The following is a 16,007-nucleotide window of genomic DNA, read 5'->3' as shown; positions in this document are numbered from 1 at the left end:
TACATTTTATGATCAAAAAAGTACCTAACCCCATTGATCAGCATGTCGGAGGCCGGGTTCGTATTCGCCGCGTTTTGACCGGCATGAGCCAGGAAAAGCTGGGCGAAGCGCTCGGCCTGACGTTCCAGCAGGTACAGAAATACGAGAAGGGCACCAACCGTATCGGCGCCAGCCGCCTGCAGCAGATCGCCTCGATCCTGGGCGTGGCGATTTCCTTCTTCTTCGAGGGACTTCCGGCGGAAGCGGCCGGGCGCATAGGGGCGTCCGACGAGGGCGACACCTCCCAGGTGATCGAGTTCCTTTCGACCACCGAAGGCCTGCAGCTCAACAAGGCCTTCGCGCGGATCAAGGATCCGAAGGTGCGCCGCCGGGTCGTCGACCTCGTATCGACCCTCAGCCACGAGGATGCGGCCTGAGCGGTTCGCGCCAGCCGAGCGAGACCAGGCATGCTGCCCCCGCCGCGGGCGCAGCATGCCTCCGCGACCCGCGCCAAACCGCCACGGCGTTCCTTTAAACGAACAAAACGTACGATTTGCCGCTTGACGGCGGAGCATCCCCTCGCCAAAACGAAGGCATATCAAGCTTTCGTTATGCCGTGGAGAATCCTTCGTGTCTCGTTCCGATTACCTTTTCACCAGCGAGTCCGTCGCTGAAGGCCATCCCGACAAGGTGTGCGATCGCATTTCCGACGAGATCGTCGACCTGTTCTACCGCGAAGCCGCGAAGGCGGGTATGGATCCGAGCCAGGTTCGCGTGGCCTGCGAGACGCTGGCGACCACCAATCGCGTGGTGATCGCCGGCGAGACCCGCGGCCCCGCCTCCATCACCAAGGGCAAGGTCAAGAGCGCTGCGCGCCGCGCCATCAAGGCCATCGGCTATGAGCAGGAAGGCTTTCACTGGAAGAAGGCCAAGGTCGAGGTGCTGCTGCACGCCCAGTCGGCGGATATCGCGCAGGGCGTCGACATCTCCGGCAACAAGGACGAAGGCGCCGGCGACCAGGGCATCATGTTCGGCTATGCCTGCCGCGAGACGCCGGAATTGATGCCTGCGCCGATCTACTACGCCCACAAGATCCTCGAAGACATCACCAAGGCCCGCAAGTCCGGCGAACTCGGCATGCTCGGCCCCGATGCCAAGAGCCAGGTGACCGTGAAATATGAAGGCGGCAAGCCCGTCGGCGTCACCCAGATCGTGCTGTCGACCCAGCATCTCGACGAAACGCTGACCTCCGGCGACATCCGCAAGCTGGTCGAGCCCTATATCCGCAAGACGCTGCCCGAGGGCTGGGTCACGGAGGAGACGGTCTGGCACGTCAATCCGACCGGCAAGTTCGTCATCGGCGGGCCGGACGGCGACTGCGGCCTCACCGGCCGCAAGATCATCGTCGACACCTATGGCGGCGCCGCGCCGCATGGCGGCGGCGCCTTCTCCGGCAAGGACCCGACCAAGGTCGACCGCTCGGCCGCCTATGCCGCCCGCTACCTCGCCAAGAACGTCGTCGCCGCTAAGATCGCCGACCGCTGCACCATCCAGCTCGCCTACGCCATCGGCGTTTCCGAGCCGCTCGCCATCTATGTCGACCTGCACGGCACCGGCACGGTCGACGAGACCAAGGTCGAGGAAGCGCTGCGGGGGGTGATGAGCCTGACGCCGCGCGGCATCCGCGAGCATCTCAACCTCAACAAGCCGATCTATGCGCGCACCTCGGCCTATGGTCATTTCGGCCGCAAGTCGGCCCGCGACGGCGGCTTCTCCTGGGAGAAGACGGATCTCGCCGATGCCATCAGGAAGGCCGTGCGCGCTTAACTTTTTCTCCGTTTCCTGCGATCAGAAGCCTTTCCCGCCTCCGGGAAAGGCTTTTTCTATGGAGCTCTCGTGACCGGCGAGAATGAAGACGAGAAGGCGGACCGCGAAGGAGCACCGCCACGGGGTCACGGCGCCTTTTTCGGCCGCCGCAAAGGCAAGACCCTGCGCCCCGGCCATGCCGGGCTGATGGCGGCTTCCCTGCCGGATCTGCGGCTGGATCTCGACAGGCCGGCGCCTGCCGACCTGCATGCGCTGTTTCCTGTCGACATCCGCCAGGTCTGGCTCGAGATCGGCTTCGGCGGCGGCGAGCACCTGACGCAGCGCGCCGGCGAGAACCCGGATGTCGGCTTCATCGGCTGCGAGGCCTATGTCAACGGCACCGCCAAAATGCTGGCACAGATCGAGCAGAACGGCCTCGCCAATGTGCGGCTGTGGGACGAGGACGCCAAGCGCGTGGTCGAATGGCTGCCGCCGGCCTCGATCGACCGGCTCTATCTGCTCTATCCCGATCCCTGGCCCAAGCGCCGCCACCGCAAGCGCCGCTTCCTCGGCGAGGAGATGCTGGCGCGGCTCGCCCGCATCCTCAAGCCCGGCGCGGAACTGCGCTTTGCCACAGACATCGACGACTACGCCGCCTATGCGCTCGCGCGCGTGGCGCGCTCCGCCGATTTCGTGTGGACCGCCGAGCGCCAGGCCGACTGGCTGACGCCGTGGGAGGGCTGGCGCTCGACGCGCTACGAGGCCAAGGCGCTGCGGGAGGGCCGGCGCGGCGCCTATTTCACCTTCAGGCGGGTATGACGGGCGCGGGCCGCCATCGGTGCCCGATCCAGGGACCGGAAGGACGTCCGCGCCCGAGCTATCAGCTCTTCTTGAGGCCGAACCAGCCCTTCTTCTCGGGCTCGGGCGGGGCATTCTCGTCGACGGGCTTCGGCGCGACGGCCTGGCCGAACTTCTCGAAGAAATCGCCGGCCAGCTTCTTCGCCGTGCCGTCGATCAGGCGCGCGCCCAATTGGGCGATCTTGCCGCCGACATCGGCCTTGGCGGCATAATGCAGAATGGTCGCCTCGTCGCCGTCCGCTTCCAGGCGCACCGACGCGCTGCCCTTGGCGAAGCCGGCGACGCCGCCCTGCCCCTCACCGGTGATGGTATAGCCGTTGGGCGGATCGAGATCCGAAAGCGTCACCTTCCCCGCGAACGTCGCCTTGACCGGGCCGATCTTGAGAACGGCCTTGGCGGTCATCTCCGTCGGCGACGTCATCTCGATCGCTTCGCAGCCGGGAATGCACTGCTTGAGAATCTCGGGATCGTTCAGGCCTTCCCACACCTTTTCACGCGGCGCCTCAATGCGCTGCGAGCCACTCATATCCATGGAAGCATATCCTCCTGCCCCGCATGCCTCGGCCGGCGGTCGGGCGCACTCTAGAGCATTTTCCAGAAAAGTGGCTAGACTTTTCGATTAGGAAAATGCGTTAAAACAATGGGTTAGAGGAAAATTGCGATTCCAGGAAAGCGCGATTTTCCTCTAATGTCCGCCTATCATCTTACAGTCTGTTTGAAAACCGCAGCCATCCAAGCTTCCGCCATCGCCGGCGAGCCGCGAAGGCCCCAATCCCGAGGCCGGGACGCGCCCCGCGGCACGGGAGCCCTTCCCGCGCCGCACCCACCGGGGAATGACCGGGCAACTTCAAACAGCCTTTTAGACCATTTCCAGCAGCCCCAGGGCAAGACTCCTTGAGAAATTAGATATGTGATGAGCCTGGGTGATCACTCTCTCCGTCGGCTTGCGGCTCACGCCTCGAAGTCGAAGCCCAGCGCCCCGTCGGGATCCATCGCCTGGTGCAGCCTCCCGGCGGCCAGACGGGCGATCAGCAGCGTCATCGCCTTGCGCATCGGAGCCGCCAGGCGCTGTTCGGGCGCCTCGCGGAGCATGGTGCCGCCATAGGCGTCCGCCACGATCCATCCAGCTTCCTGCGGCAGGAGATCGAGCGGGAAATCGGGGCCGACGGCGAAGAAGAGCCTGTCGCAGCAGGCCAGGTAGTCCGGCCATTTGCGGTCGACCTGGAAATCGGCGACGGAGGACTTGATCTCGACGATCCAGATCTCGCCCTTGCGGCCGATGGCGAGGAGATCGGCCCGGCGCCCATTGGGCAGCGTCACCTCGGGTATCGGCGCCACGCCATATTGGCGCAGCAGCCGGCCCGTGCCGCGCTGGATGGCGAGGGCTGCGGCGGACTGGCGGCCGTCGACGGGAAGAACCGGCAGAGCCATGGCCTCACTCCGAACGGACCGGCGGCGGAGGGCGCCGATCCACGACGCCGGCCACCGTCTTCATCGCCGCGCTTTCTCGCGCCGCCTTTCGACCGAGGAGGCGATGCGCATGGATTCGCGATATTTGGCCACCGTGCGCCGGGCGATGTCGACGCCGGCCTCGCGCAGGAGCTTGACGATGGTGTCGTCGGAGAGGATGTCGTTCGGCGCCTCCGCATCGATCATCTGGCGGATGCGATGGCGCACCGCTTCCGCCGAATGGGCTTCCCCGCCCCGGTCGGAGCTGCCGATCGAGGCGGTGAAGAAATATTTGAGCTCGAACAACCCGCGCGCCGAGGCGATGAATTTGTTGGCGGTCACGCGCGAGACGGTCGATTCGTGCATGCCGATCGCGTCCGCGACGATCTTGAGATTGAGCGGGCGCAGATATTGGATGCCGAGGGCGAAGAAGGCGTCCTGCTGGCGCACGATCTCGGTGGCGACCTTCAGGATGGTCCGCGCGCGCTGCTCGAGGCTGCGCGTCAGCCAGTTGGCCGTCTGCAAGGCCTCGGCGAGGAAGACCTTGTCGGCGTCGTTGCGGACATTGCGGGCGACCCGGGCGTAATAGGCCTGGTTGACGAGCACGCGCGGCAGGGTGTCCGCATTGAGCTCGACGAGCCAGGTTCCGTCGGGAGCCGACCGCAGCAGGACGTCGGGCACCACGGGCTGGATCGGCGCGGAGCCGAAGGCAAGGCCGGGCTTGGGCGTCAGCGCCCGCAACTCGGCGATCATCTCGGCGACGTCCTCCTCGTCGACGCCGCACACCCGGCGCAAGGCGGGAATGTTGCGCTTGGCCACCAGATCGAGATGCTCCAGCAGCGCGGCCATCGCCGGGTCCAGCCTGTCGCGTTCGCCAAGCTGGATCGCCAGGCATTCCTTCAGCGAGCGCGCGCCGACGCCGGAAGGATCGAAGCCCTGCACGACGGCGAGCACGGCCTCGACATCGGCCGGCTCGGCGTCCAGGCGCTCGGCGATCTCGTCGAGGTTGCCGGCGAAATAGCCGGTTTCGTCGATCATATCGATGATGAAATGGCCGATCATGCGGAGCCGCGGGTCCTCGACCGCCAGCATCAGCTGGGTTTCCAGGTGATCCGCCAGCGACGTCTCGGCCGCCGTCAGTCCCTCGAAATTGACGTCGTCCTCGCCGCCATGTCCGCCGGCGCCGATATTCGACCAGGACGACACATAGGGATCGCTGCCGGCCGCCTGCTCGATCGCCGCCGGCGCCTCCACCCGTTCCGGCGGCCGCTCGTCGGGAAAGACGTTGTCGAGATCGGTGCCGAGCCCTTCCTCCAGCGCCTGGCGCGACGGCGCCATGTCCTCGCGCAGCCAGTCCCCCTCGGCGGGATCGGCCGAAAGAGCGGCGGGGGGTTCATCGGCGGCAACCCCATCGCTGTCGGCGCGATCGAGCACGGGGTTGCGCTCGAGTTCCGCCTCGACATAGGTCGTCAGATCGAGATTGGAAAGCTGGAGAAGCTTGATCGCCTGCATCAACTGCGGCGTCATCACCAGGGATTGCGTCTGGCGGAACTCGAGCCTTTGCGACAACGCCATACGGAAGCCAGTTCAGGATGGTCTAAACATCATTGCCAGCATCCTGCATGGGCGGCCGGCCAAAGCAAGTTTCACGCCATCTTTTTATCTCGCGTGGCGCAAAATGTCGCATATTCCGCCGCCGCGCCGCTCCGATCTCCCGGACGCGGAGACAAAGGCGTGGACGGTTTTGGTTTGACGCCTTACCGGGCGCCGGAAATCGTCTAGGAAGGAGGGGCAATCGTGAAGGAGATCCCGATGGAAGGCGTCACCGTCGTCGACCACCCGCTGGTGCAGCACAAGCTCACGCTGATGCGTGACAAGAAGCGCTCGACGAAGGGCTTTCGTCAACTGCTCAACGAAGTCGGCCGGCTGCTCTGCTACGAGGTCACCCGCGACCTGCCTTTGGAGATGGTCGAGATCGAGACACCGCTCACCACCATGATGGCGCCGCGCGTCGCCGGCAAGAAGCTGGTGCTCGCGCCGATCCTGCGTGCCGGCGAAGGCTTTCTGGAAGGCATGCTGGACCTCGTACCGTCCGCGCGCGTTGCCCATATCGGCATCTATCGCGACCCCGAGACGCTCAAGGCGGTGGAATATTACTTCAAGGCGCCCCCGGATGTCGCCGATCGCCTCGTCATCGTGCTGGATCCCATGCTGGCGACCGCCAATTCTGCGGTCGCCGCCATCGATCACCTCAAGGCGCGGGGGGTGAAGGACATCCGCTTCGTCTGCCTTCTGGCCGCGCCGGAGGGGATCGAACGCCTGCGCAAGTCCCATCCGGACGTTGCGATCTGGACCGCGGCGATCGACAGCCACCTCAACGAGCACGGCTATATCGTACCGGGGCTCGGCGATGCCGGCGACCGCATCTACGGCACGAAATAGGAACGGCTGCGTCGCCGAAGATAATGACCTCTGCAGATTGGCCGGAACAGCTTCCCTTCACGCGGAGAGCCGTCGAGCAGTCGCTGTCGCGAGCGACGCTCGCCAAGGCCGAGGGTCTCCTGCGCCTGAAGGTGGTCAGCGATGTCGCCTGGCTCGGCGACAAGGGCCTGTTCACCGCCCGGGTCAGGGGTACGGCACCACAACCCTACGGCGTGAGGATCGGCTTCGTCGCCAAGGCCGGCGGCGGCGAGCCCAAGATCGCGGGCCACTGCACCTGCCCGATGAGCTACAATTGCAAGCATGTCGGGGCGACGCTGCTCCACATCCTGGAGCAGCGCAAGGAGGGGCCCGCGCAGGCCCCCGCGGCAGCGGCCCAGCCGTCGCCGCGCATGGCGGAGAAGGCCGCGCCGCATGCGAGGGCACCTTCCGTCGAGATCACGCCCGCCATCGCGCAATGGCTCACCCAGCTCGACCGGGCGCAGTCGACCGGCTCCGAAATCTATGACGAAGGCGTCAAGCATCGGCTGATCTATGTGCTGCAGGCGGCGCCGCCGGTCCGATCCGTCGGCATGCCGCAGATCGGCATCATACCCTCCGTCACCATGCTCAAGGCCGATGGCAGCTTCTCGGCCAAGGTCGCCAAGGCCAATCTCGACGTTTCGCCCGTCAATGCCCCCCGCTATCTGAGGACCGTCGACCATGAAGTGCTGAGGCGTCTGCGGCACGCCGGCGACCTGGATCGCGGCAGCAATACGGTGCGGCTCTCGGGCCCTGCCGGCTTCGACATCCTGCGCATGGCGGCACAGACGGGACGCCTGCGCCTCGACGAGGTGAACGGGCCCGTGCTGCGCGAGGGGCCGCAGGTCGAATCCCGCCTCGCCTGGGAGATCTCCCCGCAGGGCGACCAGTATCCCGTCCTGCTCAAGCCGGAGGCGGCGGACGAGGCCGTGTGGCTGGCCAAGCTCGCCCCTCCCGTCCTGATCGATCCGGCTGCCGGAACCTTCCATCCGGTCGGCGTGGCGGGGATCGACAGCGCCGCGCTGATCGAGACGTTCCTCGATGCGCCCCCGCTCGATTTCAGGCAGGCACGGCTCGTCTCGAGCCAGCTCGACCAGCGCCCGCGCGCCATTCCTCTCCCGGCCCCGCGCCTGCTGACGCCGCCGCGGGCGCTCGAGGCCAAGCTGCAGCCGGCGCTCCGCCTGTTCAAGGCTTCTGCCAAGCCGGGCTTCCACTATTGGGAGGCGTCCCACCTCGCGGCCGTCGAGCTCGCGATGGCCCAGATCTCGTTTCGCTACGGCCCGGTCGACGTGACACCCGGCGATGCGCGCACCGAGATCGTCACGACGATCGACGGCGTCCTGCATGTCCTGCGCCGCAAGCGGGAGCGCGAAACCAAGGTCCTCGAAAGAATCCGTCGCCAGACCCCGCTCCGGCCGCTGTCGGAGCGCGGCTTTCGTCCGATCTCGGGCGACCATGCCCAGGCGCTGGCCTGCCAGACCGACGACGACTGGCTGGACGTCATGAACCGGATCGTGCCCGAGTTGCGCGCCGAAGGCTGGCTTGTCGATGTCTCCGACACCTTCCCCTTCCAGCTCCTCCCCCATTCCGGCGCCCTCTTCGCCGACATCGAGGAAGGCAGCGGCATCGACTGGATCGAGCTGAGGCTCGGAACCCTCGTCGGCGACGAGCGCCTCGACCTCGTGCCCGTGATCGCCCGACTGATCGGCGGAGGGGCGCTCGCGAGCTTCGACGAGATGTCGGCGGACGCTTCGTTGATACTCCGGCTCGACGAGACGCGCTACCTGCCGATCCCGATCGCCACGATCCGGCCCGTCCTTGAAAATCTCGCGGCGCTGTTCGGCGCCGGCCGCTACGACCCGGCCGACGGGAAGCTGCGGCTGGGCCGCTACGACCTGGCCGATCTCTCCGCGCTCGAAGCCGCCGCCGGCGCCAGCCTCGTGTGGAAAGGCGGCGAGGCCCTGCGCATCATGGGCCGCAGCCTGCGGGAATTCGGCCGGATTCCGGCTCTTCCCCCGCCGCCGGCGCTGCAAGCGACCTTGCGCCCCTATCAGGCGCGCGGCGTCGACTGGCTGCAGTTCCTCGCCCGGTCCGGATTCGGCGGCCTCCTCGCCGACGACATGGGCCTGGGCAAGACCGTCCAGACCCTGGCGCACCTGCTGCACGAGAAGGCCGCCGGCAGGCTGAGCCGCCCGGCCCTCCTGGTCTGCCCGACCAGCGTCGTCGGCAATTGGGAGCGCGAGGCCGCCCATTTCGCGCCGTCCCTGCGCCTCCTCTCCCTGCACGGCCTCGACCGGGCCAAGAATTTCGAACGCATCGGCGCATCCGATCTGGTGCTGTCGACCTATCCGCTGATCTCGCGCGACCACGAAACCCTGAAAGCCGTCGACTGGTCGCTGATCGTCTTCGACGAAGCGCAGATGATCAAGAACCCGGAGGCGGTGACGACCAAGCTCGTCGCGAGCCTCGGTGCAGGCCAGAAGATCGCCCTGACCGGCACGCCGATCGAGAATCATCTGGGCGAATTGTGGTCGCTCTTCAACGTGCTGGCGCCCGGCTATCTCGGCGACAAGACGGGGTTCACCCGCGCCTACCGCACACCCATCGAGAAAAAGGGCGATACCGCGCGCCTGGCCGAGCTGACCCGCCGCATCAAGCCCTTCATGCTGCGCCGCACGAAGGCGGAGGTGGCCGCCGATCTCCCGCCGAAGAACGAGATGCCGGAGATCGTCACCTTCGAAGGCCCGCAGCGCACGCTCTACGAAAGCGTCCGCCTGGCGATGCATGAGCGCGTGCGCGAGGCGATCGCCACCCAGGGACTGAAGCGCTCGACCATCATCATCCTCGACGCGCTTCTCAAATTGCGGCAGGTCTGCTGCGATCCGCGCCTGGTGAAGATGGCGAAGGCGCCCGCCGGAAAAGCCCGCTCGGCCAAGCTCGACCGCCTCGTCGAGATGCTGCCCACCCTCATCGATGCCGGGCGCCGGATCCTTTTGTTCTCGCAGTTCACCTCGATGCTGGCGCTGATCGAAGCCGAGCTGGCGAAAGCCGAGATCCCCTATGTCCTGCTGACCGGCGACACCCGCGACCGCCGGGGGCCGATCGACCAGTTCCAGAAAGGCAAGGTCCCGCTCTTCCTCATCAGCCTGAAGGCGGGCGGCAGCGGCCTCAACCTGACGGCCGCCGACACCGTCATCCACTACGACCCCTGGTGGAATCCGGCCGTCGAGGCGCAGGCGACCGACCGCGCCCATCGCATCGGCCAGACCAAGACGGTGTTCGTGCACAAGCTGATCGCCGAGAATACGGTCGAGGAAAAGATCGAGATCCTCAAGACGCGCAAGGCCGCGCTCGCCAGCGGCATCCTCGATCCCAGCGGCGGCACCGCGCTGGACCTCACGGAAGCCGATATCGACGCGCTGTTCGGATAGGAGGGCGATCGCCGCGGCCCCTGTCGATCGGTGATCGACACGCCGATCCGCCGCCATGCGAAGGGGCGGTCACCGATCGCCCCTTTCGCCGTCACGCCCCGGAGGGAAAGCTCACACCCACTCGCCCTTGCGCATCACCGGCTCGGCGCTGCCGTCGGCGGCGAGGCCGTCGATGTCGATCTGGTTGGAGCCGATCATCCAGTCGATATGGATGAGGCTGTTGTTGGCACCGCGGGCAGCCAGTTCCTCCGGCGTCAGCGAGCCGCCATTGAGGAAGCACTGGCTGTAGGATTGCCCGAGCGCGATGTGGCAGGCGGCGTTCTCGTCGAACAGGGTGTTGTAGAACAGCAGCCCGCTCTTCGAGATCGGGGAGGAATAGGGCACCAGCGCCACCTCGCCGAGATGACGGGCGCCCTCGTCGGTCTCGAGCACCTTGGCGAGCACGTCCTTGCCACTGGCGGCGTCTGCCTCGACGATCCTGCCGCCCTCGAAGCGCACGGAGATGCGGTCGATCAGCGTGCCCTGATAGGACAGCGGCTTGGTGGCGGCGACATGGCCGCTGACGCGGTCGCGATGCGGCGTGGTGAAGACCTCCTCGGTCGGGATGTTCGGGTTGCAGACGATGCCGTTCTTGGCGCGGGAGGAGCCGCCGTGCCACTCATGGTCGTCGGCGAGGCCGACGGTGAGGTCGGTGCCCGGGCCCGTGAAGCGCAGCGAGGCGTAGCGCTTGGCGTTGAGATGGGCGGCACGGGCGTGGAGATCGTCATTGTGGCGGGCCCAGGCGGCGACGGGATCGTCCTCGTCGATGCGCGAGGCGGCGAAGATCGCGTCCCACAATTTCGCGACGGCGACCTCTTCCGGCTCGCCGGGGAACACCGCCTTGGCCCAGGCGGGCGAAGCGAAGGACACGATGTTCCAGTTGATGTCGAAGCCGGCGATCAGCTTGAGGGCCGGCTGATAGGCGGCCGAGCGGGCGCGGTTGGCGCGCGAGACCTTGGCCGGGTCCTGCCCGGCGAGCAGCGAGGGATCCTCGCCGGCGATGGCGAGGCGGGCGGCGCCGTTGCGGAACGCCGTCGCCATGCCCTCGTACAGCCAGGCCGAGGCGGTGTCGAAACTGCCGTCGGGCGCGAAGCGGTAGCGGGCGAGGGTCGATTCCTCGTCCGAGAACAGCGTGGTGACGAGGCTGGCGCCCGCCTTGTAGGCATGCTCGGTGATGCGGCGCACCAGCGGCAGCGCCTCGACGGAGGCGGTCATCACCAGTTCCTGCCCGGGAACGAGCCCGAGGCCGACCTTGACGGCCACCTGCGCGAATTTATCGAGGCGCTCGGCGTGGCGCTGGCTGGAACTGGACATTGAAGACCTCAAATCGGCTGAAACGACGGGCGCACAGCATCAATGATGGGCCGGGCCGTCAAGCCTTTTGTCGGGCCGGCAGGGCGAAGGCGCAGGCCATCGCCAAGGCCAGTGCCGAGCACAGCGCGCCGCCGAGGAAGATCGCCCTGTAGCCGAAGCCGCTCGCCAGCAGCCCCGCCGCCGGGCCGGTGAGGCCGAGCGCGACGTCGAAGAAGGCGACGAAGCCGCCGACGGCGAGGCCGCGGCTGTGGGCCGGCACCCGGCGGACAGCCTCGACGCCCATGGCGGGGAAGACCAGCGAGAAGCCGACGCCGGTGAGGACGGCACCGAGAAACGCCACGAAGCTTCCCGGCGCCGCGAAGAGCACGAGCTGGCCGACGCATTCGAGCGGCAGGGACATCGCGGCGACACGGGCTCCCCCCATGCGGTCGGGCAGGCCGGCGAAGAACAGGCGCATGACGATGTAGCCGGCGCCGAAGCCCATGACCGGGTAGCCCGCCCCTGTCCAGCCGCGCGAGGCATAATAGAGGGCGACGAAGGCGGCCAGGGCCGCGAAGGGCGCGGTGGCCAGCGACATGGCGAGGCCGTGCCGCCAGATCAGCCCGACCACCCGGTAGAACGGCACGCGCTCCGCGGAATGGTGCAGCAGGGCCGGCCTCGGCAAGGCCAGGGCGACGAGCACGCCTGCCAGGGGCAGCAGCACGGTCGACAGCGCGGCGCCGGCGAACTGCCAGCGTACCATCGCCTCGATGCCGAGGGGAGCGCCGATCCCCACCGCGGCATAGATGGCGATACCCTGCCAGGCCATGACCTTGCCGGTATGGGCCGGCCCGACTCGCACGATGCCCCACGCCATCGCACCGGTGAGGAACAGGCTTTCGGCCACGCCCAGGACGAGCCGGCCGACGAAGAGGAAGGCGAGATGGACGAGAGGGTCGGCGAAGGCTGCGGCGACGAGATAGAAGACCCCCGCCAGCGAGGCGAGCGGCAAGCCGGCCAGCACGGCGGTCCGCGGCCCGGACATGTCGCAGATCCGGCCCGCGGCCTGGCGCGTGAGCACCGTCGCGAGGGACTGGATGCCGACGGCCCAGCCGGCCGTGACCGGGCTGAAGCCGAGGACGTCATGCACCTCGACCGGAATGACCGGCAGCGGGATGCCGATGGCCAGGAAGCCGAAGAAGACGATGGCGATGAGCGGGACGAGCGCCGTCACCGGATTGGACGCGGGAGCCGCAATGACGGGTTTGTCGAGTTCAGTCATGGAAGCGCCATAGGATCAAAGGGCTGCCGCGAGGACAACCCGTGTGGCGCGTTGATTGACGTGAACGCTTACGATGGCGGCCTATTAGGGGGCGGCGCGTGCGCCGTCAAGCTCCGGATGCGCGTGGTGCTTGACAGGATGCGGCCCGCGCGGCATGTGCGGCCGGATCATCTTGAGGACGCATCATGGACATCGCCCGCCTGCAGACCGTCATCGACGCCGCCTGGGAAGACCGCGCCCAGTGCAATTTCGAGACCAAGGGCGAAATCCGGGCCGCGGTGAATTTCTCGCTCGGCCTGCTCGACGAGGGCAAGCTGCGCGTCGCCGAACCGCTCGAGGACGCCACGGGCAAGGACAAGTGGATCACGCATCAATGGCTGAAGAAGGCGATCCTGCTTTCCTTCCGCCTCAACGACATGACGACCATCCCCGGCGGCCCGGGCGGCACCTTCTGGTGGGACAAGGTGCCCTCGAAGTTCGACGACTGGAGCACCACCGAGTTCCGCCATGCCGGCTTCCGCGCCGTGCCCAACTGCATCGTGCGCCATTCGGCCTATATCGCGCCAGGCGTGGTGCTGATGCCTTCTTTCGTCAATCTCGGCGCCCATGTCGCTTCGGGTTCCATGGTCGATACCTGGGTGACGGTGGGCTCCTGCGCCCAGATCGGCCGCAACGTCCATCTGTCGGGCGGGGTCGGCATCGGCGGCGTGCTCGAGCCGCTGCAGGCCAATCCGGTCATCATCGAGGACGACTGCTTCATCGGGGCCCGTTCCGAAGTGGTCGAAGGCGTCGTCATCGGGCGCGGCTCGGTGCTGTCGATGGGCGTGTTCATCAGCGCCTCCACCACGATCATCGACCGCAACACCGGCGCGACGCACAAGGGCTATGTGCCGCCGTTCTCGGTGGTCGTGCCCGGCACCCTGCCCGGCAAGCCGCTGCCGGACGGGCGCCCGGGGCCCTCGCTCTATTGCGCCGTCATCGTCAAGACGGTCGACGCCCAGACCCGTTCCAAGACCAGCATCAACGAATTGCTCCGCGACTGAGATCGCTGGGACCGCGGACGTCCCGTCCGCCTCCCTGCGTCGAAAGCGACGCGTTCCACGAGCGGGCCGGCGCCCGCAGTCCAGGACGGCGACATGACCGAGCTTGCCTTCGATCCCCACGATCCCGTCGCCCTCACCCAGGCCCTGATTCGCTGCCCCTCGGTTACCCCTGCGGAAGGCGGAGCGCTGCATCTCCTCGCCGAGGTGCTGCGGCAGGCCGGCTTCGAGACCCATCTCGTCACCTTCAGCGACGAGGGCACCCCCGACGTCGCCAACCTCTATGCGCGCATCGGCGCCGCCGACCGGCCCGCGCTGATGTTCGCCGGACACACCGACGTGGTGCCCCCCGGCGACGAAGGCCGCTGGAGCCAGGGGCCGTTTTCCGGCGCCATCGTCGACGGCGAGTTGTTCGGACGCGGCGCCGTCGACATGAAGGGCGGCGTCGCCGCCTCGGTTGCCGCCAGCCTGCGTCATCTGGCTGCCCATCCCGACGACCCGATCGCCTTCCTGATCACCGGCGACGAGGAAGGGCCGGCCATCAACGGCACGGTCAAGCTGCTCGACTGGGCCGTCGCGAAGGGGGATCGCATCGGCCATTGCATCCTGGGCGAGCCGACCAATCCGGCCCAGCTCGGCGACATGGTGAAGATCGGCCGGCGCGGCTCGCTGTCGGGCACGCTGGTGGTGCACGGCAAGCAGGGCCATGTGGCCTATCCGCACCTCGCCAACAATCCGGTGCCGCAGATGGTGCGCCTGCTCGCGGCCCTGACGGAGGGCGAGCTCGACCGGGGCACCGCCCATTTCGACGCCTCGAACCTCGAAATCATATCGATCGACACCGGCAACAAGGCCTTCAACGTCATCCCCGCCGAGATCCGGGCGACCTTCAATATCCGCTTCAACGATTTGTGGAATCGCGCCAGCCTCGAGGAGCATATCCGCTCGCGGCTCGACGCCGCGGCGGGCAACCTCGTTTCCTATTCGCTCGCCTTCGAGCGGAGCGCGTCGGAGGCCTTCCTGACCGAGCCCGGCCCCTTCGTCGACGCCATCGTCCGCTCGATCGAGGCGGAGACAGGCAGGCGGCCGGCGCTGTCCACATCCGGCGGCACCTCGGACGCGCGCTTCATCAAGGACGTCTGCCCGGTGGTGGAATTCGGCCTCGTCGGCAAGACCATGCACCAGGTCGACGAGAGGGTGGCGATCATCGAGCTGGAAAGCCTGGCGCGCATCTATCAGCGCCTGCTGGAGCAGTATTTTTCGTGAATTCCGGGACCGGGCTTCCAGAAAGAGGCAGGCTGGAAGCCCGCGGTCCCGGGAAGACTACAACGCCTTCACCACGGGCCAGGGTGCGGCGGCGCGGCCGATGCTGTTGACGAGCGGCAGGCCGAAGGGCTCGGATGAAATCTCGAAAGTGTCGCCTTCGCGCGTGACGATGCCGTCGGAGACGCTCAGCGTCGCCGTGCCGAAATAATGGACGTTGACGTCTCCCGGGCGGCGGAAGAGGCCGTATTTGAAGTGATGCCCCTCCAGATTGGCGATGGTGTGGGACATGTTGGCCTCGCCGGTGAGGAAGGGCTTTTCCCAGATGACCGTACCGTCGCGCAGGATGCGCGAGGTGCCGCGGACATCGGCGGGCAGGTCGCCGACCAGCAGTTCCGGGCCGATCGCCGACACCCGCAGCTTCGAATGGGCGAGATAGAGATAGTTCTGCCGCTCCGTGACGTGGTCGGAGAATTCGTTGCCGAGCGCGAAGCCGAGGCGCCAGGGCTGCCCGTCGGGACCGTTGACGTAGATGCCGGCCAATTCAGGCTCCTCGCCCGCATCGAGCGCGAAGGAGGGCGACGGCAGCACGCCCTGCGGCGGCACGAGGGTCGCCCCATCGCCCTTGTAGAACCATTCCGGTGCGACGCCCTCCTCGCCCGGCGCCGGACGGCCGCTTTCGAGGCCGAGCCGGAACATCTTCATGGAATCGGTGAGCTTCGAGAGATCGGCGAGATCCTTGTGCATCTTGTCGCGCCCTTCGGCGCTGCCGAGATGGGTGAGGCCGGTCCCCGCGACCATGACATGGCTCGGATCGGGATGATCGATCGGCGAGAGCACGTTGCCGGCAGCCAGGATGGCCCCGAGATCGACCGGCGCATCGAAGCCGCGGGCTTCGACCTCCTCCCGCAGCGTCCTGCCGGCGGCGATGGCCGCCTGGGCCAGTTCGAGCACGGTCGTCACGCCGCGCACGAGGCGGCAGATATTGTCGATCGTGGCCACGACAGCGCGGCCGTCCTCACGGCGGATCTGGGCGAGACGAAACGGAGCGGACACCTTGAACATTCCTCAGACAATTATTGCGGCGACATCATAGAAGGCATTCGG

13 protein-coding genes are annotated in these 16,007 nt (G+C 67.1%); 7 read left to right on the top strand and 6 right to left on the bottom strand.

The features are described from left to right. Positions 1-8 precede the first annotated feature (8 nt). The 3 genes from J3R73_RS11675 to trmB all read left to right on the top strand — a co-directional run bounded on the left by J3R73_RS11675 (position 9) and on the right by trmB (position 2,604). Positions 9-416 (top strand): helix-turn-helix domain-containing protein, encoded by a 408-nt coding sequence (locus J3R73_RS11675; protein ID WP_307426638.1) that lies wholly within the window; start codon positions 9-11, stop codon positions 414-416. A 193-nt stretch (positions 417-609) separates the two neighbouring features. Next, complete coding sequence (metK, locus tag J3R73_RS11670; RefSeq protein WP_307426635.1) at positions 610-1,806, top strand: methionine adenosyltransferase; 1,197 nt, start codon at positions 610-612, stop codon at positions 1,804-1,806. A 69-nt stretch (positions 1,807-1,875) separates the two neighbouring features. Further along, on the top strand, positions 1,876-2,604 hold the full coding sequence (gene trmB / locus J3R73_RS11665) for a tRNA (guanosine(46)-N7)-methyltransferase TrmB (protein ID WP_370879893.1): 729 nt from the start codon (positions 1,876-1,878) through the stop codon (positions 2,602-2,604). A 61-nt stretch (positions 2,605-2,665) separates the two neighbouring features. On the opposite strand, the gene J3R73_RS11660 is transcribed toward trmB, so the two are convergent. The 3 genes from J3R73_RS11660 to rpoN form a co-directional block, all read right to left on the bottom strand. Continuing rightward, a complete protein-coding gene (locus J3R73_RS11660) occupies positions 2,666-3,175 on the bottom strand; it encodes an SRPBCC family protein (RefSeq protein WP_307426632.1) in 510 nt (169 codons plus the stop codon). A gap of 419 nt (positions 3,176-3,594) precedes the next feature. Then, the gene (locus J3R73_RS11655) at positions 3,595-4,074 is read right to left on the bottom strand and encodes an MmcB family DNA repair protein (RefSeq protein ID WP_307426630.1); all 480 of its coding nucleotides are present in this window, start codon (positions 4,072-4,074) and stop codon (positions 3,595-3,597) included. A gap of 60 nt (positions 4,075-4,134) precedes the next feature. Beyond that, positions 4,135-5,667, bottom strand: coding sequence for an RNA polymerase factor sigma-54 (gene rpoN, locus J3R73_RS11650; RefSeq protein ID WP_307426627.1), 1,533 nt, complete (start codon positions 5,665-5,667; stop codon positions 4,135-4,137). Positions 5,668-5,904: 237 nt separating this feature from the next. On the opposite strand from rpoN, the gene upp reads away from it, so the two are divergent. Beyond that, positions 5,905-6,534, top strand: coding sequence for a uracil phosphoribosyltransferase (gene upp / locus J3R73_RS11645; protein WP_307437287.1), 630 nt, complete (start codon positions 5,905-5,907; stop codon positions 6,532-6,534). A 23-nt stretch (positions 6,535-6,557) separates the two neighbouring features. Next, the gene (locus tag J3R73_RS11640) at positions 6,558-9,983 is read left to right on the top strand and encodes a DEAD/DEAH box helicase (RefSeq protein ID WP_307426625.1); all 3,426 of its coding nucleotides are present in this window, start codon (positions 6,558-6,560) and stop codon (positions 9,981-9,983) included. A gap of 111 nt (positions 9,984-10,094) precedes the next feature. Here the strand turns inward: J3R73_RS11640 and J3R73_RS11635 are convergent, their stop codons facing one another. Together J3R73_RS11635 and J3R73_RS11630 are read right to left on the bottom strand one after the other, a co-directional pair. Next, the gene (locus J3R73_RS11635; protein WP_307426622.1) at positions 10,095-11,336 is read right to left on the bottom strand and encodes an aminopeptidase; all 1,242 of its coding nucleotides are present in this window, start codon (positions 11,334-11,336) and stop codon (positions 10,095-10,097) included. A 58-nt stretch (positions 11,337-11,394) separates the two neighbouring features. Beyond that, positions 11,395-12,597, bottom strand: coding sequence for an MFS transporter (locus tag J3R73_RS11630; protein WP_307426620.1), 1,203 nt, complete (start codon positions 12,595-12,597; stop codon positions 11,395-11,397). Positions 12,598-12,782: 185 nt separating this feature from the next. On the opposite strand from J3R73_RS11630, the gene J3R73_RS11625 reads away from it, so the two are divergent. Together J3R73_RS11625 and dapE are read left to right on the top strand one after the other, a co-directional pair. Next, positions 12,783-13,640: a 2,3,4,5-tetrahydropyridine-2,6-dicarboxylate N-succinyltransferase gene (locus tag J3R73_RS11625; RefSeq protein ID WP_307426618.1), complete on the top strand. Its 858-nt coding sequence runs from the start codon at positions 12,783-12,785 to the stop codon at positions 13,638-13,640. 93 nt (positions 13,641-13,733) lie between these two features. Beyond that, positions 13,734-14,903 carry a succinyl-diaminopimelate desuccinylase gene (dapE, locus tag J3R73_RS11620; protein ID WP_307426616.1) on the top strand — a complete coding sequence of 390 codons (1,170 nt, stop codon included), beginning with the start codon at positions 13,734-13,736 and terminating at the stop codon, positions 14,901-14,903. 57 nt (positions 14,904-14,960) lie between these two features. Here the strand turns inward: dapE and araD1 are convergent, their stop codons facing one another. Beyond that, positions 14,961-15,956 (bottom strand): AraD1 family protein, encoded by a 996-nt coding sequence (araD1, locus tag J3R73_RS11615; protein ID WP_307426611.1) that lies wholly within the window; start codon positions 15,954-15,956, stop codon positions 14,961-14,963. Positions 15,957-16,007 lie beyond the last annotated feature (51 nt).

It is taken from the genome of Labrys monachus, from assembly GCF_030814655.1.
GTDB lineage: Bacteria > Pseudomonadota > Alphaproteobacteria > Rhizobiales > Labraceae > Labrys > Labrys monacha.
Note: the sequence above shows the minus strand (reverse complement) of the source record. Positions and strands in the feature narration are given on the sequence as shown.